The organism is Niallia oryzisoli, from assembly GCF_043641075.1.
GTDB lineage: Bacteria > Bacillota > Bacilli > Bacillales > Cytobacillaceae > Bacillus_BD > Bacillus_BD oryzisoli_A.
Window position 1 is genome coordinate 140,405 of record NZ_JBHZRC010000009.1, and the last position, 16,230, is coordinate 156,634.

General features: G+C 33.7%; 14 protein-coding genes and 5 pseudogenes. 11 read left to right on the forward strand and 8 right to left on the reverse strand.

The window, feature by feature from the left end; all coding sequences use genetic code 11:
* Positions 1-219: 219 nt before the first annotated feature.
* A complete protein-coding gene (locus ACHUFV_RS20870; RefSeq protein ID WP_394237508.1) occupies positions 220-750 on the reverse strand; it encodes a CueP family metal-binding protein in 531 nt (176 codons plus the stop codon).
* 708 nt (positions 751-1,458) lie between these two features.
* Between ACHUFV_RS20870 and ACHUFV_RS20875 the strand changes: the two genes are divergently transcribed.
* The 4 genes and pseudogenes from ACHUFV_RS20875 to ACHUFV_RS20890 all read left to right on the forward strand — a co-directional run.
* The gene (locus ACHUFV_RS20875) at positions 1,459-1,869 is read left to right on the forward strand and encodes a Spx/MgsR family RNA polymerase-binding regulatory protein (RefSeq protein ID WP_394237510.1); all 411 of its coding nucleotides are present in this window, start codon (positions 1,459-1,461) and stop codon (positions 1,867-1,869) included.
* Between the two features lie 159 nt (positions 1,870-2,028).
* A pseudogene (locus ACHUFV_RS27445) lies at positions 2,029-2,457 on the forward strand (IS66 family transposase); the annotation flags it as partial.
* Between the two features lie 888 nt (positions 2,458-3,345).
* The gene (locus tag ACHUFV_RS20885) at positions 3,346-4,608 is read left to right on the forward strand and encodes a S1C family serine protease (protein WP_394237514.1); all 1,263 of its coding nucleotides are present in this window, start codon (positions 3,346-3,348) and stop codon (positions 4,606-4,608) included.
* 89 nt (positions 4,609-4,697) lie between these two features.
* A pseudogene (locus tag ACHUFV_RS20890) lies at positions 4,698-4,919 on the forward strand (histidine kinase dimerization/phospho-acceptor domain-containing protein); the annotation flags it as partial.
* A gap of 348 nt (positions 4,920-5,267) precedes the next feature.
* Here the strand turns inward: ACHUFV_RS20890 and ACHUFV_RS20895 are convergent.
* From ACHUFV_RS20895 to ACHUFV_RS20910, 4 genes and pseudogenes are all read right to left on the reverse strand, one after another.
* Positions 5,268-5,746 (reverse strand): annotated as a pseudogene (locus ACHUFV_RS20895) (PCYCGC motif-containing (lipo)protein).
* A gap of 23 nt (positions 5,747-5,769) precedes the next feature.
* On the reverse strand, positions 5,770-6,336 hold the full coding sequence (locus ACHUFV_RS20900; protein ID WP_394237520.1) for a copper resistance D family protein: 567 nt from the start codon (positions 6,334-6,336) through the stop codon (positions 5,770-5,772).
* A gap of 715 nt (positions 6,337-7,051) precedes the next feature.
* Positions 7,052-7,129: a hypothetical protein gene (locus tag ACHUFV_RS20905; RefSeq protein ID WP_394237624.1), complete on the reverse strand. Its 78-nt coding sequence runs from the start codon at positions 7,127-7,129 to the stop codon at positions 7,052-7,054.
* Positions 7,130-7,638: 509 nt separating this feature from the next.
* A complete protein-coding gene (locus tag ACHUFV_RS20910; protein WP_394237522.1) occupies positions 7,639-8,199 on the reverse strand; it encodes an N-acetylmuramoyl-L-alanine amidase family protein in 561 nt (186 codons plus the stop codon).
* A gap of 45 nt (positions 8,200-8,244) precedes the next feature.
* Here ACHUFV_RS20910 and ACHUFV_RS20915 point away from each other — a divergent pair, with 45 nt between their 5' ends.
* Together ACHUFV_RS20915 and ACHUFV_RS20920 are read left to right on the forward strand one after the other, a co-directional pair.
* Positions 8,245-8,385: a hypothetical protein gene (locus tag ACHUFV_RS20915; protein ID WP_394237524.1), complete on the forward strand. Its 141-nt coding sequence runs from the start codon at positions 8,245-8,247 to the stop codon at positions 8,383-8,385.
* A complete protein-coding gene (locus ACHUFV_RS20920; protein ID WP_394237526.1) occupies positions 8,379-8,627 on the forward strand; it encodes a FixH family protein in 249 nt (82 codons plus the stop codon). The genes ACHUFV_RS20915 and ACHUFV_RS20920 overlap by 7 nt, the downstream gene beginning before the upstream one ends.
* A 61-nt stretch (positions 8,628-8,688) precedes the next feature.
* Here ACHUFV_RS20920 and ACHUFV_RS20925 read toward each other — a convergent pair whose 3' ends face one another.
* The 3 genes from ACHUFV_RS20925 to ACHUFV_RS20935 form a co-directional block, all read right to left on the reverse strand.
* Positions 8,689-8,877, reverse strand: coding sequence for a twin-arginine translocase TatA/TatE family subunit (locus tag ACHUFV_RS20925; RefSeq protein WP_394237528.1), 189 nt, complete (start codon positions 8,875-8,877; stop codon positions 8,689-8,691).
* A gap of 385 nt (positions 8,878-9,262) precedes the next feature.
* Positions 9,263-10,429, reverse strand: coding sequence for a ZIP family metal transporter (locus ACHUFV_RS20930; protein WP_394237530.1), 1,167 nt, complete (start codon positions 10,427-10,429; stop codon positions 9,263-9,265).
* Positions 10,430-10,444: 15 nt separating this feature from the next.
* Positions 10,445-11,458, reverse strand: coding sequence for a multicopper oxidase domain-containing protein (locus tag ACHUFV_RS20935; protein WP_394237532.1), 1,014 nt, complete (start codon positions 11,456-11,458; stop codon positions 10,445-10,447).
* Between the two features lie 197 nt (positions 11,459-11,655).
* Between ACHUFV_RS20935 and ACHUFV_RS20940 the strand changes: the two are divergent.
* The 5 genes and pseudogenes from ACHUFV_RS20940 to xerS all read left to right on the forward strand — a co-directional run.
* A pseudogene (locus ACHUFV_RS20940) lies at positions 11,656-12,000 on the forward strand (ArsR/SmtB family transcription factor); the annotation flags it as partial.
* A pseudogene (locus ACHUFV_RS20945) lies at positions 11,983-12,780 on the forward strand (heavy-metal-associated domain-containing protein); the annotation flags it as partial. The pseudogenes ACHUFV_RS20940 and ACHUFV_RS20945, both read left to right, overlap by 18 nt.
* 594 nt (positions 12,781-13,374) lie before the next feature.
* A complete protein-coding gene (mntA, locus tag ACHUFV_RS20950) occupies positions 13,375-13,782 on the forward strand; it encodes a type VII toxin-antitoxin system MntA family adenylyltransferase antitoxin (RefSeq protein ID WP_394237534.1) in 408 nt (135 codons plus the stop codon).
* Entirely contained in the window at positions 13,772-14,176 is a 405-nt protein-coding gene (gene hepT / locus ACHUFV_RS20955; protein ID WP_394237536.1) for a type VII toxin-antitoxin system HepT family RNase toxin, read from the forward strand. The genes mntA and hepT overlap by 11 nt, the downstream gene beginning before the upstream one ends.
* A 919-nt stretch (positions 14,177-15,095) precedes the next feature.
* Entirely contained in the window at positions 15,096-16,214 is a 1,119-nt protein-coding gene (xerS, locus tag ACHUFV_RS20960) for a tyrosine recombinase XerS (RefSeq protein ID WP_394237538.1), read from the forward strand.
* Positions 16,215-16,230 lie beyond the last annotated feature (16 nt).

The window sequence follows — 16,230 nt, forward strand, 5'->3', positions numbered from 1 at the left end:
GAAAAGATTAGCAGAATATAGCTATGATTTATGAAGTCTTTTATCAAAACGATTAAACGGCCTTAGCCCTATGGAACATAGAGTTAAAGCCGCTTAGGTCATTTTCATTATTTCCACTGTCTACTTGACAGGGGGCAGTTCGTTCAACTTTGAGCGTTAAATTTATATCTCCTATTTCAAATTCTAATTAAAATACAAGTAAATACCTACTTTTTATAACTAACTAAACTGCATATCTGTAATACAAGTGTTGTCACCTTCAAACGTAGATATCTCTGACTTAACTGTTTTTTCACCCTGCTTTATCGTTACACTATAAGTTTTATCCCGTGGTAGCCACAAATCAATAAATCCGTTAGATTGAGATTTCACAGTTTTGTCTAGAATCTCGTTACCCTCTTTGTCTTCAATGTAAACATCAAACTCTTTGTCCGCCATTTCACCTTGACAACCTGTCAAGTTATGGAATTGTCAAGGATGAGTTTCGTTAATGTACGGAGCGATAGAAACAAAAAATTCTTCTTTAGATATGTCATACACTTCTTGACTCTCATCGCTATTTGTAACAAGTAGTTCATTTGATGTAATTGAAGCTAATTGATCTGTTATCTTGCCCGTACTGAAATCACTGATTAATTCCTTAATATTGGTCGTTTCCTTTTTTGTCACAGTCTTTTCATCGTTCGACCCGCAAGCTGCCAATAGTGATACGACTATTAATAAAATAACCGTTAATAGAGTTCTTTTCATATAATATTCACCTCTTTATCTCTTAAATATATTTAATTTTCTTTGTTAATTGCTATTTCCCTTTGGATACTTATTTAATCACACCTTGGTAATTCGAATTTGCAATATTCACTATCATACAAAATAAGTATGGAGAATTATTGCAGATAATAAATTCATTTCATTTTTATATGAAATACTTTTGTGAAAGATAATAGATGACAAGTTTAATTTAACTAGTAATATACTTAATAGATTGATCTACTTCATTCTAACTTTTGCATAGTTAAAAAATGTGTTTTATGGACAAAATCTGCATATTTTTTAGATATACTCTTAATGTTCAAAAAGGGAGGAAACAAAAAATTTTATTCACCTTACTTGCTTCTCTATTGCTATTATTGGGCGCAAGTGCAAATAAAAATGATGATATTTAACTTGTAAATGAGCATGACAACAAATTATTTCAAAGAAATTATAGGAGTAATTGATAAGCAGGCTTAAAAGAGGAGAAAGAATTGACTCATATCTTGCAATTCTTACGGCAGTCTCCTTTTACAACTTTATTGAGAAACAATCGAAGGAGCTGTCAGATGAAGAGACTATGAAACAATTCATCATTAGGATAGATTTTAGTTAAGCAAGGGATTTACAGATTAGAATAAGCCTTGCCAAAAAGCACACAAGCAGAAACTTTATTAGAAAAGAAAAATAGAAGGGGAATGCCAAATGACTGTGAAAATCTATGGGCTTGATTGTGGATCTACAAAGAAAGCAAGACAGTGGTTGAATAAGAATGGGATCCCTTTTGTAGCACGGAATATTTTAAAAGAACCACTGACGGTAAGTGAACTTCAAGGTATTCTGCGTTTGACAGTAGACGGTACAGAAGGAATTATAGCTACAAGATCAAAAACGTTTAAAGATCTAAACTTGGATATGGATGAACTTTCCTTACAAGAATTACTTAAGTTAGTACATCAGCACCCAAGATTACTTAGAAGCCCCATTATTGTGGATGAAAGGAGGCTTCAAGCAGGTTTTCATGAGGGTGAGATTCGTCAGTTTCTACCAAGGAAAACCCGTAAAACTCAGTGGTTAAAATTGCAGATGAATAACATGTATTGGGTTGAAAGCTAGTCGATTGATAAATTGTTATCGGCTTACAAGTGAACTACAGCTGGATAATACTCAGGCTATCAAGTATGTAAAGGTGTATTATAAAAGAAGTTAGGCCATCAAACAAGCCAGTCAAAATTGAATCTAATCTTTTAAGAATCTGTTTCCAGGTCAGCACTGAAAAAACGTCAAAAATACTCTATGCCAATTGTAGATCAATTCCTTAAGTAGGTTGAAAAATCACCTTTCTTCAGAAAATATGCCCTTGCGAAAGTAGCGGAATATACGTTGAACAGAGCCGATGGATTAAAGGCATTCTTGTGTGATGGCCGCATTGAAATAGATAATAATCCTGCAGAAAACGCTATCTGCCCCAACACATAGGAAGGAAAAACTGGCTATTTTCCGGCTGCGAAGCCGGTGCAAAGGCAAATGACATTTGTTTGAACATTGCAGAAACTGCCAAAAGCAATGGCATTGATTTCGCCGAATACATGAAGAAACTTATGCCGGATATACCAAATCTCAATATCTATCCAAAATCCTGCCACTCTAGATCAATACATGCCTTGGTCCAAAAAAATCCAAGCAGAATGTTGCAGAAAGTAACAAAAGCTGTGTTTTCAACTAAAGAACGCGATATACGGCTATTTGTGATACAAATTCACTCTCTTAACCCATATTAATTTAGATTATTTACTTTGTTAAAAGTTCTTCTCAATTTGAAGGAAATCAAATAAAGGAAAAGTCTATGTAATCCACGTATTCTGAGATAAGCGCTGCTAAATCATTGATAAATCTGTTACCTTCCGTTTTATTTAATAACCTTTGAATAATATAAACGGCAGCAAATATATTGCATATGTGCATTACCATCACTATATCCCAAAACAACTTGGTGGATTGATAAATTTAATAATTTACGCATTCTCCAAATAGACGTACACCGATTAATCCATCTACAGGACAAAAATACGATTGACTTACTCATAATAAAACTTGATATTACTTCAACAATGGTTCAAAAGATTAATTAATCCGTGAAAAAATTCAGATAGGAATCAAATAAACTTAATTCTATGATTAACATGGAACTTAAATCTAGTACATAAAGTTAGATGGAATGCGGGATGATGGAGACTATCACGTTCAGTGCGTAGTATTGAAAAGCTGGAGATCACTTCAAATGCTTATTTATCTATTACTAAATTGCAGAATAACAAAACACAAAATGATCAAACCTTTTATGAAAATTCCGGTTATAATCAGAACTTTAGAATTCATTTTGATTTTTTTCAAAATGGATTTTTTAATTATAGGGGTTTACTGAGTATCTTTGATGAAACTTTTTATACAGCAACAGTTTGTCCGGTTTTTCTTATATCTTTATCCTTTTTCCTTAAAAGTTTGTTCATAAATTATTCATTTATCACTGATATCATGGAATTAAGATTTCAATATTATATTTTTTACAACTTAATATAGGAGGAAATAAACATGACGGAGTTTAATGACCTATTACCTAATCCAAGTGAGGAAATAAAAAGAGAACAAAAAACAAAAAAATCTAAGTTTAAAGGTTTAATAAATACCGTTACTGGGGGAGTAATTGGATCACTACTCACTTTAACAGTTGTTTCTTATATTGATTTTTTCCCTATTAGTAATGAAAATAGCGGAATGCAGGTTACGGAAAATTCGGGAAATAGCAAGGTATCAGGAGATGAAATAACCGTGCAAAAAACAGTTGCAAACAACTCGAGTCCAGACTCAATGTTGATTGCAGATATGGTGGAGAAAGCTTCAAAATCAATAGTAGGGATAGTAAGCATGCAAACACAGACCTACGATCAAAGGAATTTTAATCAAAATGCAAACAGTTCTGAAAAGGTTGAAAGGGGTTCTGGGACCGGAGTTGTATTTAAGATTGATGATAAAGATGCCTATATTGTAACGAATAATCATGTAATTGAAGGAGCTCAAGAAATTGAGGTAACGGTTCATGGAGGAGAGAAAACGACAGCAGAATTAATTGGTTCAGATTCTTTGACCGATTTAGCTGTTATTAAAATTGATGCAAAATATGCTACAGACACTTTGAAATTTGGAGATTCGAGTACATTGAGGGCAGGAGACACAGTGCTCGCAATTGGAAATCCACTCGGACTAGATTTATCCAACACTGTTACACAAGGAATTGTAAGTGCGGTTAACCGTACTATAGAGGTCGCAACATCTGCAGGTAATTGGGGTCTTAATGTCATTCAAACAGACGCTGCCATCAATCCTGGAAATAGCGGTGGTGCTTTAGTAAATACATCTGGTCAAGTAATGGGAATTAATAGTTTAAAAATTTCAGAGGATGGTGTTGAGGGTTTAGGTTTTGCTATTCCAAGTAACGACCTTGTTCCAATCATTAATGAGATTATGGAAAAAGGGGAAGTGGAAAGACCTTATATTGGAGTTGGATTAGCAGATATGAATCAAATACCGGAAATGTATTTACAAGATCTCCCCAATGATGTAGAGGGTGGAATAATTGTAACAAATGTAGATTCTAATTCAGCAGCAGCAAAAGCAGGGCTTCAAGTACAAGACGTAATTATATCTATAAATGATACTAAAGTAAAAGGTTCCGATGAATTAAGGAAGTATTTATATACAGAACTTGAAGTGGGAGATAAGGCGAGTTTTAAAGTGTACCGTGGTAGTGAATTAATGACGATTGAACTAACATTAACAAGCAGTAGTTCAAATTAGTAAATGTAGATTTCGAAACACTTCTCACGGATAGCTTTTCTTTCTTTGAACTTCTCACCCCTTAACGACCTTACGGTCTGTTTGAAGGGGGAGATTATACTATCAAGATTCCAACCTCCAATTTTGATGAAATTGGTGAATTGGCTCGAGACTTTAATGAAATGGTGCAAAAACTGAATGATTCAAATGAAAAAATTAAAAGTCTAGAGAATAGACGTCTTCAATTTATGGCAGATGTATCTCATGAACTTCGTACACCATTAACAACCATAAATGATGTTATTCAAGGGATACTGAATAACATCATCCCTTGAAGATACTTCAACAAGAATATCTAATTGATCTTTTATTATTTCTAGTACTACTTCCACAAGTCCAATTTCAGTTTACGTTAATTTAACTTGATTGGAACGGATTTTTTCATAATCCAGGTTTTCATTCACAAGTCGGATTAAGTGGTTAGTTTCTTTACTAACTCCAACCCATTTTCATTTAATTTTCAAAATACAGATGCAACAAATAATATTTAGAATCTACTTTAGAACAGCTAAAATAATGAAATATATTATTCCTCTTTTACTAAAAGTGCCTTAAAAAGATTATTCTTTTGGAGTATTTTGTGGTTGGTAATTAATTAAAAGAAATCTGAACTAGCAATATCAATTTTTTAAATAATAAAAAGTAGGAGTAGGAGGTGTTCCTAACGCCTCATATTTCTTATCAATGTTCTCACGAATTGTTTTTAGATCTGTACCTTTTTCATACTCTTGTTTCGCCTCACGGGCAATATCAACACAGACACCTAAGCCAAAGCCCATAGTATCCAGCATAGATATATTGTCGTTTACGGAGTCTACAAAGCAATCTGTGTTACTTGTATGCCCGTCTTCTTCGTAGCAGCCACAATAACAGGGCATACAATCTAATACTTCCGGATGTTCAACAGCAAATTGATAGGCTTCAAGGGTCTTAGGAATATTTGTCGCAGAAGTAACTGCAGACCAATCATTGCTGCCTAATTTATATTCCATTTTGATGGCTGTTGTGAAGGTGCTTCCTGTAAATCCTGTGTTTCATTAGAGGCACATCCAGTAATAAAAATCGAACTTAGTAGAATGGATACAATAAACTTATTCACTATAATATGTTTCACCTTACCTTCTATTGAATACTACTAATAATAGATAAATAGCTTGAAACTACAAATAGAACACTAAAGAAAAATGATAGCAAAGGTGAGACTTTCTTAACAAATGACATGATTAATAATAATAACAAAGCTATTACAATTAGGATAAGACTATTGGATTTTAATATAAACTGAACAGTCATTTCTGGCTGAAACTGTCCTTGATAAAAGAGAGTAAACATTTTAGAAACTCCTACACCTGTAACGGTAGTTTCATGCGGTGGTGATTGTTGTCCTAATGCAGCTGTTGCTGAAAAAATAAGCAGAATGATAATACTTTCCATTCTTGCCCATGGTTTGGGATTAAAATGTATCTCACTTATTAATTTCTTCTTAATAAAAAGACTGTTAATCATTGCATATACCAGTAAAGGAATAATCAATAGGTGTTTAATCAATAAGGATTGTCCATAAGGAAGCATCCAAGAATTAGGGTAATCTTTAAAACCAACCACAAAGGCCATGAGAATAAGTCCTGTTATAATGGTACTCACAAAGCAAACAATTGCAACTGGTGTAAACCATATTAAGAAATTCAACCAATTTGAATGATTTTTTGAAAACCAACTAACAACAAAAAGAATTCCTACCCATACACTAACAGCGGTAAAATGAGCTGAGTGACAGATAAAGCCCCATACCTAATTATAGGAACTGGCATGACTGGGCCAACCTAATGCAAGAATCAAATTGAATATGAAGGCAATTCCAATGTAAGCGTATAATGCCCTTTTCCGATAATCAAACCAAATGACAAAAATAAATAGTATGTTAGACAGAATGCAAGTAAAAATCCACGCTTTTCCCACTTCGAACGTAAAAAGAACAGATTGCAAAGTTTGAGCAAATCCAATATCAGGAGATAGGTATAAAATTAATTGCAAAACGGGAAAAAATGAGAAGATAGATATTACACCTGTAGCCATCATTAAAACACCCTTTGGTACGTTAATACATGGTCGGTTAGTATCAGGTAAAAGATATAGGAGGAAACTTCCTATTAGAATCGCGAAGCAAAGATATAATAAAGCCTGACTAATGGTTCCGATTAAAAGCATCTTTTATTTCTTCCTTTTCATAATTAATAAGAAGCTCCCAATAACTATTACAATACCAATAATAGTTGGAATAACATAAGATGGTGCTTTGCTTTGTTGAGCTTCAACATCTTTTATTTCATTTACAGGAACTACTTCATTTTCCTCAACCTTTGGTTGTGGTTGTGTTTCTTCGAGTGTTTCAACTTGCTCTTCGTCAGGCTTCTTCTGTAATAGGCAAATCTACCGTGAAAGAAGTTTTTCCTTCAATTGGATGACCATCAGCTCCGATGATTTTCCAATTAACTTGGTATTCCCCATTCTAGAGGTTTGAAAAATTTCCTACTATTTGATTTTCGGAAAGAAAAATAATTTCAATAGATATAGACCCTCCAACTGAATAAGTTTTCTAACCCAGTGTGTGTCAAGGCACTATTTACAAATGTAAGGAAGATGATAAATGTAATAAAAAATAATTTTTTATCATATAAAACCTCCAAATGGTATTAATAGATTTATTAAATTATATTCAAAAAATATTTAAATAATTCCGCAAACTCTGTACAAGTTCAATTATTTATATGGACATTTAGGTTTTCAATGATTCCAAAAGGGATCGCTGTTTTTCTTGTTCTTCTAATTACTTAATTAGTCCGATTCAAGGTACGTATATAGTATAGGATTTCTAAAATAAAAAGGATAATACAAAACGGCAGCGGCTTCACTGTGGTTTTTGTATTATCCTTTTGGCATAGATGTAGGAGTAGGGGGGTTTTCAACACCTCATATTTCTTAGCTTTTGTTTTACTTATTATTATAGTAAGCTAAGATTCCATTATAAATTGCATCTGCGTATAATCCCCGTTGATCAGCAAGTTTATTAGCATCTTCTGAATTTGTAACAAATCCGAGTTCAACGAGAACGCTTGGAATTTTCGTGTAGGTAATTACTTTGAATTCCTCATTTTTTATACCACGTTCTTTCATGCCCAAAAGCGAAACAATTTGTTTTTGAATTTCGGTAGCTAATTTTTTACTTTCACTTTGCGGATTTTGTGAAGTATCGTAATATGTTTCCGTTCCATATGCAGTTGAAGGACCGGAATTCACATGAACACTGACAAAAATATCTGCCCCATTTTGATTTGCAATCTTTACTCTATCATCAAGAGTTGGATAGGTATCTGAATTTCGTGTCAAAATTACATTAGCGCCAGTAGACTTAATTTTTTTCTCTAGAAGTTCTATAACATCAAGTGTAATATCCTTTTCAAACATATTATTTCCTGTTGTTCCTGGATCTTTCCCTCCATGTCCTGCATCAAGAACAAAGACTTGACTCTCAAGTACATTACTTTGGAACAAGTTCAAATATAAAATACTATTAACTATGCATCGGAGGAAAATCTAATGAAAAAAATTCTTCTCTTTTTAAGTTGTGGACTTTTAGTGTTATCAGGTTGTTCAAAAGATGAAAAATCAGATGAACTCCCATCATTAGTAGAAATAGTAATTCAAACCCCTGAAACAATAAATGTGAAGAAGTGGTAATTGAAGCACTTGTCACTCAAGGCGATGAAAAAGTAGAAGATGCTAAAAAAGTTGAATTTGAAATAAGTAAATCTGGTCAAGAAAACAGTGAGAAAATCATTGGAAAACACCAAGGCAATGGAATTTATTCTATAACAGAATCTTTCCAAGAAGCGGGGGATTATTCTGTTATCGCCCATGTCACGTCAAGGGATATGCACACTATGCCTAAAAAAGAATTTACGGTGTTACCATCGGAATAAGTGATACCTTAAAAAAGGCGGTTCTTCTTCTAACAACGAGAAACCATCTTTTTTGATGTATTTATTTTTCTTTTTCTTTCTCTTTTTTATTATCGTGATCATCATCCATTATTTCTTTTGTTGATTGTTTAAATTCTCTTAGTGTTGAGCCGAATGCTCTTCCGATTTCTGGTAACTTGGATGGACCGAAAATAATAAGGGCGAGCATTACAATTAGTATTAAACCTGGTATTCCGATATTTTGAAGCATAGTTTCCCTCCTAATATATTTTTTGTAATTCCTTTTTGAATCACCATTTCTACAATAGATTCAGAAAAAAAACTCGTTAATATCAATTTCCTTGCCAAGTATTTTTAATCCCTGATTAATCTTAAATATTGTGGAAAATCTCGGACGATAATCCTGATTGTAACATAATTTTAAGATTGTACTTTTACTAAGATTCGATACTCTTTCTAACTCAAATATATTAACGCCTTTTTGTTCATCCATCCATTTACCAAACTTACTTTTTTTTCATAGCTCATTACCATTCACGCTTTCATTTAATTATTTTTGCAGAATAGCCAAGATGAAATGTGTTCATATGTGCCAATAGAATCCTTTCTTTTATTAATTTGACATAGATTAGAGCTTAAAATTTAACAAAAAAAGCTGTAAAATACATGATTAATATTCCAATTGTAAATCCAGCAAAATTCATCCATGAAACAGCCGGTTCATTATTCTTTTTATGATCTTCTATCAGCATTTTGGAAATAACAAATATAACTTGTAAAATGGCACCAGCACCTATTCCTAAAAATACTGCACCCCAAATTGGAGAAAAGACAAAACCACCGAACCAGGTTCCTAAAATGGCAGGCGCACCTGCGATTGTACCTAATAAAACAAATTGGCTAATCTTTGGATTTGTTTTTAATAATGGAGCAGCAATCCCAATCCCTTCCGTGATATTATGAAGCGTAAAACCAATTATTAAAAACGTACCTAATGCTGCTTCACCTAGAGCAAATGAAGATCCAATAGCCAGCCCTTCACCAAAATTATGAAGTCCAATACCAGTTGCCATTAATAAGGCAATTCCAATTGGTGTACCTTTACTTTTTTGTCTTTGTTGTTGGTATTGATCAAATCCAATTAAAAGAAGACAAGTAAGAACTGTACTAATAATTACTACCATGTTTCCTTGGAACACAGATGGTACATCAGCTCCAATTTCAAATCCATCAAATAGGGTCCCAAAAAATAAGAATAAGAGGAGCCCAACTGTGAGAGCAAGAATGGCATTAACCCAGCTTCTCTTCAAACGCTTCATAAATGGATACCACAATAATCCTAATGTAATGGGAACAATCCCTACATAAAAGCCAATAAATCCGTAATTCAATACATTATCCCATGAAAATTCAGGAGTTAAACTGGCAGCATCAATGACTGCTTCAGTAATGATTCCATTTTCAGAGATTAATAGAATTGTATGTGGGTCACCTTTCACCCATGGATAATTAATTGTTATCTTTCCATCTTCAAACCGATTGAGTATTGAATCTGGGGTCATAGAAAAATTCCATACAGAATCATCAACAATCACTTGAGAAATAGTTAATGCTTCTGGTCCGGTATTGTTCACATCCAGTTCAAATCCGTTTGGTTTAATTTTAATTTGTTCAACATTAAGTACTTCAATTGGAGCAGCAGGTTCTCGTTCTACCCCAGCCCCATTTTTTAACACCCATCCCAATACCATCAGCAAAAGAACTAGTGGTATAAGAAAGGTAATCATCCATTTTGATTTCATCATTTACACTCCTTTCTATTCAACCTCAAAAAATCCCATCCATCCAAGCTCGGCAAATTCACTTACATGAGCATGAAACATATATTTTCCCTTATAGGGAAAACGAACTTCAAGGATCCCGCGTTCTCCTTGGCATTGCATGATGGTGTCGGTAAATTGAGATGGATTTTCATTTCTTCCAGTTGGAATATAGGTAAAATAGTTAGCGTGTAAGTGGAAAGAGTTTAATAAGTCAAATTCAGTTAAATTGCTTAAATAGATTCGTACAAGCTCTTCTTTTTTGATTTTAATGGGATGATTCATAAAGGCAAATGCATATCCATTCACTGTATAGAATTCATTTGCACCGTCCAAATCTAAATCAAATGCATTCATGACCATATTTAATTCGAGTGCGGGTTCCCTTGGCGTTTTTGGATCAATTATAAAATTTCCGTATAACCCTTTATGAATATGCCGAGCTAAAGGTAAAACGTGGCAATGATAAATTTGTAATCCATATGGTTTTGCCTCAAATTCATACGTGAATGATTGACCCGGAGCAATAGGTGCTATTCCATCCATTTCCGGTGGGTGAATTCCATGAAAATGGATTGAATGTGGATGACTCCCTTGGTTAGTAAAATGAAATTTTAATAAATCTCCTTCGGTACACCGAAATGTTGGACCTGGAATCGTTCCATTATAGGTCCACCCAGGAAACTTAATTCCCTTTGCAATTTCTATTTCCTTATCAACTGCTACTACTTCATATTCCCGTAAAGTTCGACCATCCGGAAGTTTTGTTACTTTACCATAATCAAATTCAGTTAAAAGACGTTTCGCCATCTTATAACCTTCTGTTTTCGTTGTATCATTCATATTTGTGTGATTTACAGAATGATTATTGTGACTTGATGTTTGATTTTCTGCATGAACGACTCTGGAAAATGGTGCCATTTTATTTAAATAAATACTGCCAGCTATCCCTAGTGCCCCAGTGGTTCCGATTTTTAGAATATCCCGCCGAGAAATTTTATTATCCGACATTATTTGACCTCCTCTTAAAAAAGTTTCCCTTATGCAAATTTATTTGCTTTTTCCAATACTTTATTACATGTACAATCTTTTTGTCAATTACCAAATGATAAATTTTATTAAAACATTCAAATAATTGTTTGATCATTGGAATCGTCATTGTATATACTAATAAACAAATGAACGTTTGAATAAGGAGGAACAATCTTTTGAAACAGGATGATGTCTGTGAAGTTACCTGCGTGGATGAGGATAAAGTAAATCGGGTAAAAAGTTCTATTTCATAACAAGATAGTTTGTCTGTCGCTCAAATATTTAAAGCGTTGTCGGATAACACTAGAATTAAAATTGCTTTAGCCCTAAGTGAGGAAGATGAATTGTGTGTATGTGATGTAGCTAATATTGTGGGCAGTACCACAGCTACTGCATCCCATCATCTACGACTCCTTCGTAATTTAGGCTTAGCGAAGTATCGTAAGGAAGGTAAATTAGTATTTTATTCATTGGATGATGATCATGTAAAACAACTTATACAAATCGCCTTTGCACATCAAAATGGTTTAGAGAAATCAAATGAAAAATCCGTTTATCGGGTTCAGGGATTCACCTGAGCTGGCTGCACGACAAAGTTCGAAAAGAATGTAAAACACCTGGATGGTGTTTCTGACGCAAGTGTAAACTTTGGTGCTTCAAAACTTACGGTTTATGGTGAAACAACAATTGAGGAACTAGAAAAAGCAGGAGCTTTTGAAAATTTAAAACTCATTCCTGAAAAACAAAAATTTGAAGAGAAAAAAAAGCCGTTTTTACAAAAGCATTCAACCGTCATTGCTTCACTTGTTTTCTTGCTCATTGGGTGGATTTCTGCAGAAATGAATGGTGAAGAGAGTGTTTCATCCATTTTAGCGTATGCTGTATCTATTTTAGTTGGCGGTTATAGACTCTTTAAAACGGGTTTAAAGAATTTAAGCAGTTTACAGTTTGATATGAAAACATTGATGACGATTGCCGTCATTGGTGCAGCTATTATCGGTGAATGGGGCGAGGGTGCAACAGTAGTAATCCTGTTTGCTATAAGTGAAGCTCTTGAAACTTACTCGATGGTTAAAGCCCGACAATCCATTCGGTCATTAATGGATATTGCTCCGAAGGAAGCATTAATAAGAAGGGGTAATAAAGAATTCACAGTTGATGTGGACGATATTCAAATTGGCGACATTATGATTGTGAAACCTGGGCAAAAAATTGCCATGGATGGCATCGTAGTAAAAGGCTTATCAGCTGTTAATCAAGCTTCCATTACAGGTGAATCTGTTCCGGTTTTTAAGATGGTGATTCCATAAGAGGGTGCACTTCAGGAGTAAGAAGATAGAGCCAGAAAAAAATGGGTAGGTGTGAGGCGATAGTTAAAAGGTTGATAATTGAAGATGGGTTATTACTTACCGATATGGAATTAACATATAGAGGACAATCAATATTGTTTTAAGAGTGTTTTGGTTGACACAGGTTCAGGAGGAACAATTATTTCAACTGACTTAGCTGAGAAGATAGGGATCACTTGAAGAAGATGATATGATATATCGTATTAGTGGTGTTAGTTGTTCAGAATTTGTCTTTTCTAAAAGGGTTGATTCAATCAAAATTGGAGAAGATAAGAGATTTACCGTTAGAAGTCGGGGCAATGACAATTAAAAGATAAGAATAGACGATTATTCTGTACTTGCCTTTTAGTTTTACATGTACCAGTTATACAACGGCTAAGATTTTGGTCTTATCTGTACAGAGTTGTTTTTGTCGTGTACAAACAAAGGTGAGGGAGTGCTGATTATATACAATCAACTATTCGTATAATACCTATTTTACGAATAGTAGAAAAGTTAATTAGATCTCTGTTATAATAAAAGAAAATATTTGGAGGTTTTTAGCCATTGAGTAAAAATACGGAAGAGATTATTACTGATGTTTTAACTGAAAAATTATCTCCATTTTTAGTCATCTTATTTGGTTCAACTGTTAAAGGGAACGCTCATCAAAGTAGTGATATTGATGTTGCTTTTCTTAGTGATAATAAGGTTCCTGACCAATATGAGATATTCTTAATTGCTCAGGAACTTGCCTCCATACTTCATAAGGATGTTGATCTGATTGATCTAAATCAGGCAAGCACAGTATTCCAAGCTCAAATAGTAAGTACCGGAAAAGAAATTTATTGTACTGATGAATATAAAAAAGCTCAATTTGAGATGAAAGCCTTAAAGTTATACGCTAAATTAAATGAAGAACGTTCTCCCATACTAAAAAATATAGAGGAAAGTGGGACAATATATGAAAAATGACGTAATTCTCAATAAAATCAGCATTATTGAACGCTGTATTAAACGGATTCATGAGGAATACGCTAATAACCCTGAACATCTGAAAAATTTCACTAAACAAGATTCGATCATATTAAATCTTCAACGAGCTTGTGAAGCTAGTATTGATCTAGCTATGCATATTGTTGCTGAGAAAAGATTAGGACTGCCTCAAACTAGTCGTGATGCATTTACCTTATTGGAAACAGAAGAAATCATTCCATCATCCCTTTCCAAAAAGATGCAAGCAATGGTTGGGTTTAGAAATATCGCTGTACATGATTATCAAGAAATCAACTTACTCATTTTACAAAAAATTATAGAAACCCACTTGGTAGACTTTATGCAGTTTACTAAAACAATTCTTATATATTAAAAGTATAATTATGTATAGTGGATAGAACCAATCAATAAAGCTAAAAAAGGAATTAATTTTGAGTTACTTTCTGATTCGAAAACACAAGCAAGGCAGCTAGCTCCAATTTTCAATCATGGTTTATGCTCGTTATTGGATATCAAGTATGCACTAAGTGTTGATCTTCAAATTTTAAAACGTAAAGTAAAGCAAAACCGTTTAATAATACCTTTAAGAAACAGCTCTCCTTATACGATGGTCTACCCTTTATTAATGTGGCCACGTTACAACAACTCTTAGCCTCTTCTCCATACACACTTGGTCGGGATTGGATGTGATTAAAGCCCAATTAAACGATCTAGTTTATGATAAATTGCTTATTGGAGGTGAAGATGTATGATCGATTATTTTAAATTTGATGTGATGTTGATGGATGGTGTTATCTCGAGTGTTGATTTAAAACCTAACGGGTACGATAAACCATATGTTATTAACTAGATTAAAGGCTTTAATAAACAATTTTCACCTAATCCAGAGGGCAAAATTACAAAAGCAGAGTTGGAAACATGGCTGAAATGGCGTGTGTTTCCTAAAACAAGGGTAAATGCCGATGAATTACTTGCTGCACTTGGTCTAAATTGATACAATCGCTGGGCCATTGTCCGTAAAACACATGGTGTTTTGGCTGATGATGAGATTTGGCTGCGCTTTAAAGGTGAGATTCTTAGACATAAGGATGTTTGTTTACGTAAATACCTTTATTATCCTTTTGAGCAATAAAAATAAGCGAAAATCATATTCCTTGAAAAGTGAAAGTTTACGATAATTATATTATGGTAAACTATTCGTAAAAATTGTATTATACGAATAGTTGTTCTTATTTTTATAATTATTATGTCAATGGCTTCCCTTTTTAGAAGGTATTCAGTGAGGTGTTAAAATGGCAATAACAAAGCAACATGAGTATTACGAAAAACGTCTAGAAGCATTGCTGAAAGACATGCCCTTCTTTGTGGAGAAATATGTCGATGATAAGTTAGATATCCGTTCCCCACTTACGTTATTTAATTATGTTAGGGATTATAAGGAATTCTTCCAGTGGTTAATGGCTGAAGGTATCGTAAAGTGTGAGTCTACGAAGCTATTTCCAGTAGAATTATTAGAAACGCTCTCTCTTGATGATGCGAATAATTACTTTAAATATATAGCTAGGAAAAAATACAAAATATCAAAAAAAGATGATGAAACTAAGCAAATTGATGCAAAAACAGTTAATCGTCATAAGTCCTCTCTCCGCTCTCTCTTTAAATATCTAACTGTTGAGTCGGAGATTAGCGAGGGAAAGCCTTACTTTGAAAGAAATGTAATGGCCAAGATACCGATAAAAAAAGTATCTGAGACTTTTAATGAACGAGCCAGTAAAATTACGGAAAAAATATTTATAGATGATGCGGATATTGAATTTTTAGATTACATTCAAAATGAGTATGAAGCCTCCCTCTCCCCTACTCAAATGAAGTATTTTAAACGGGATAAAGAGCGTGACTTCGCAATCCTTTCCCTTTTCTTAGGAACAGGTATTAGGGTCAATGAGCTATCCAATTTACGACTTAAGGACATTGATTTTACTTCTAAAGAAATAAGGGTTATTCGTAAAGGAGGGAAAAAGGATACTGTTTCTATAACACCCTCTTCCCTTCAAGATTTGAACAATTACTTAACTGTTAGAAATGAAAGATACAAAGCAAGTGACAGTGAAAATGAATATATTTTTGTAAAGTTTTATAAAGGTGAATCCAAACATCTCACAAATCGAGCAATAGAGGATATTGTTTATAAATATACTAGATCATTTGATAAACGAATGTCGCCTCATAAGCTTCGTCATACTTATGCTACCAACTTAGCAGAACAAACCGGGGGGGATATCCCCTTAATTATGAACCAGCTGGGACATACGCAGTCGGATATTTCTCTTCTTTATATTAATACCACTAGGGAGAAACAACGTAAAGCAGCGGAGTTATTAGACCAACGTAGAAATAGGAAGACAGAGTAATTCATAAATAGTAAGA

Coding starts and splice junctions, on each gene's coding strand:
- ACHUFV_RS20915 (WP_394237524.1), top strand. CDS start 8,245: ATGAAAAAAATTCTTCTCTTTTTAAGTTGTGGACTTTTAGTGTTATCA.
- ACHUFV_RS20925 (WP_394237528.1), bottom strand. CDS start 8,877: ATGCTTCAAAATATCGGAATACCAGGTTTAATACTAATTGTAATGCTC.
- xerS (WP_394237538.1), top strand. CDS start 15,096: ATGGCAATAACAAAGCAACATGAGTATTACGAAAAACGTCTAGAAGCA.
- ACHUFV_RS20935 (WP_394237532.1), bottom strand. CDS start 11,458: ATGTCGGATAATAAAATTTCTCGGCGGGATATTCTAAAAATCGGAACC.
- ACHUFV_RS20875 (WP_394237510.1), top strand. CDS start 1,459: ATGACTGTGAAAATCTATGGGCTTGATTGTGGATCTACAAAGAAAGCA.
- hepT (WP_394237536.1), top strand. CDS start 13,772: ATGAAAAATGACGTAATTCTCAATAAAATCAGCATTATTGAACGCTGT.
- ACHUFV_RS20885 (WP_394237514.1), top strand. CDS start 3,346: ATGACGGAGTTTAATGACCTATTACCTAATCCAAGTGAGGAAATAAAA.
- ACHUFV_RS20930 (WP_394237530.1), bottom strand. CDS start 10,429: ATGAAATCAAAATGGATGATTACCTTTCTTATACCACTAGTTCTTTTG.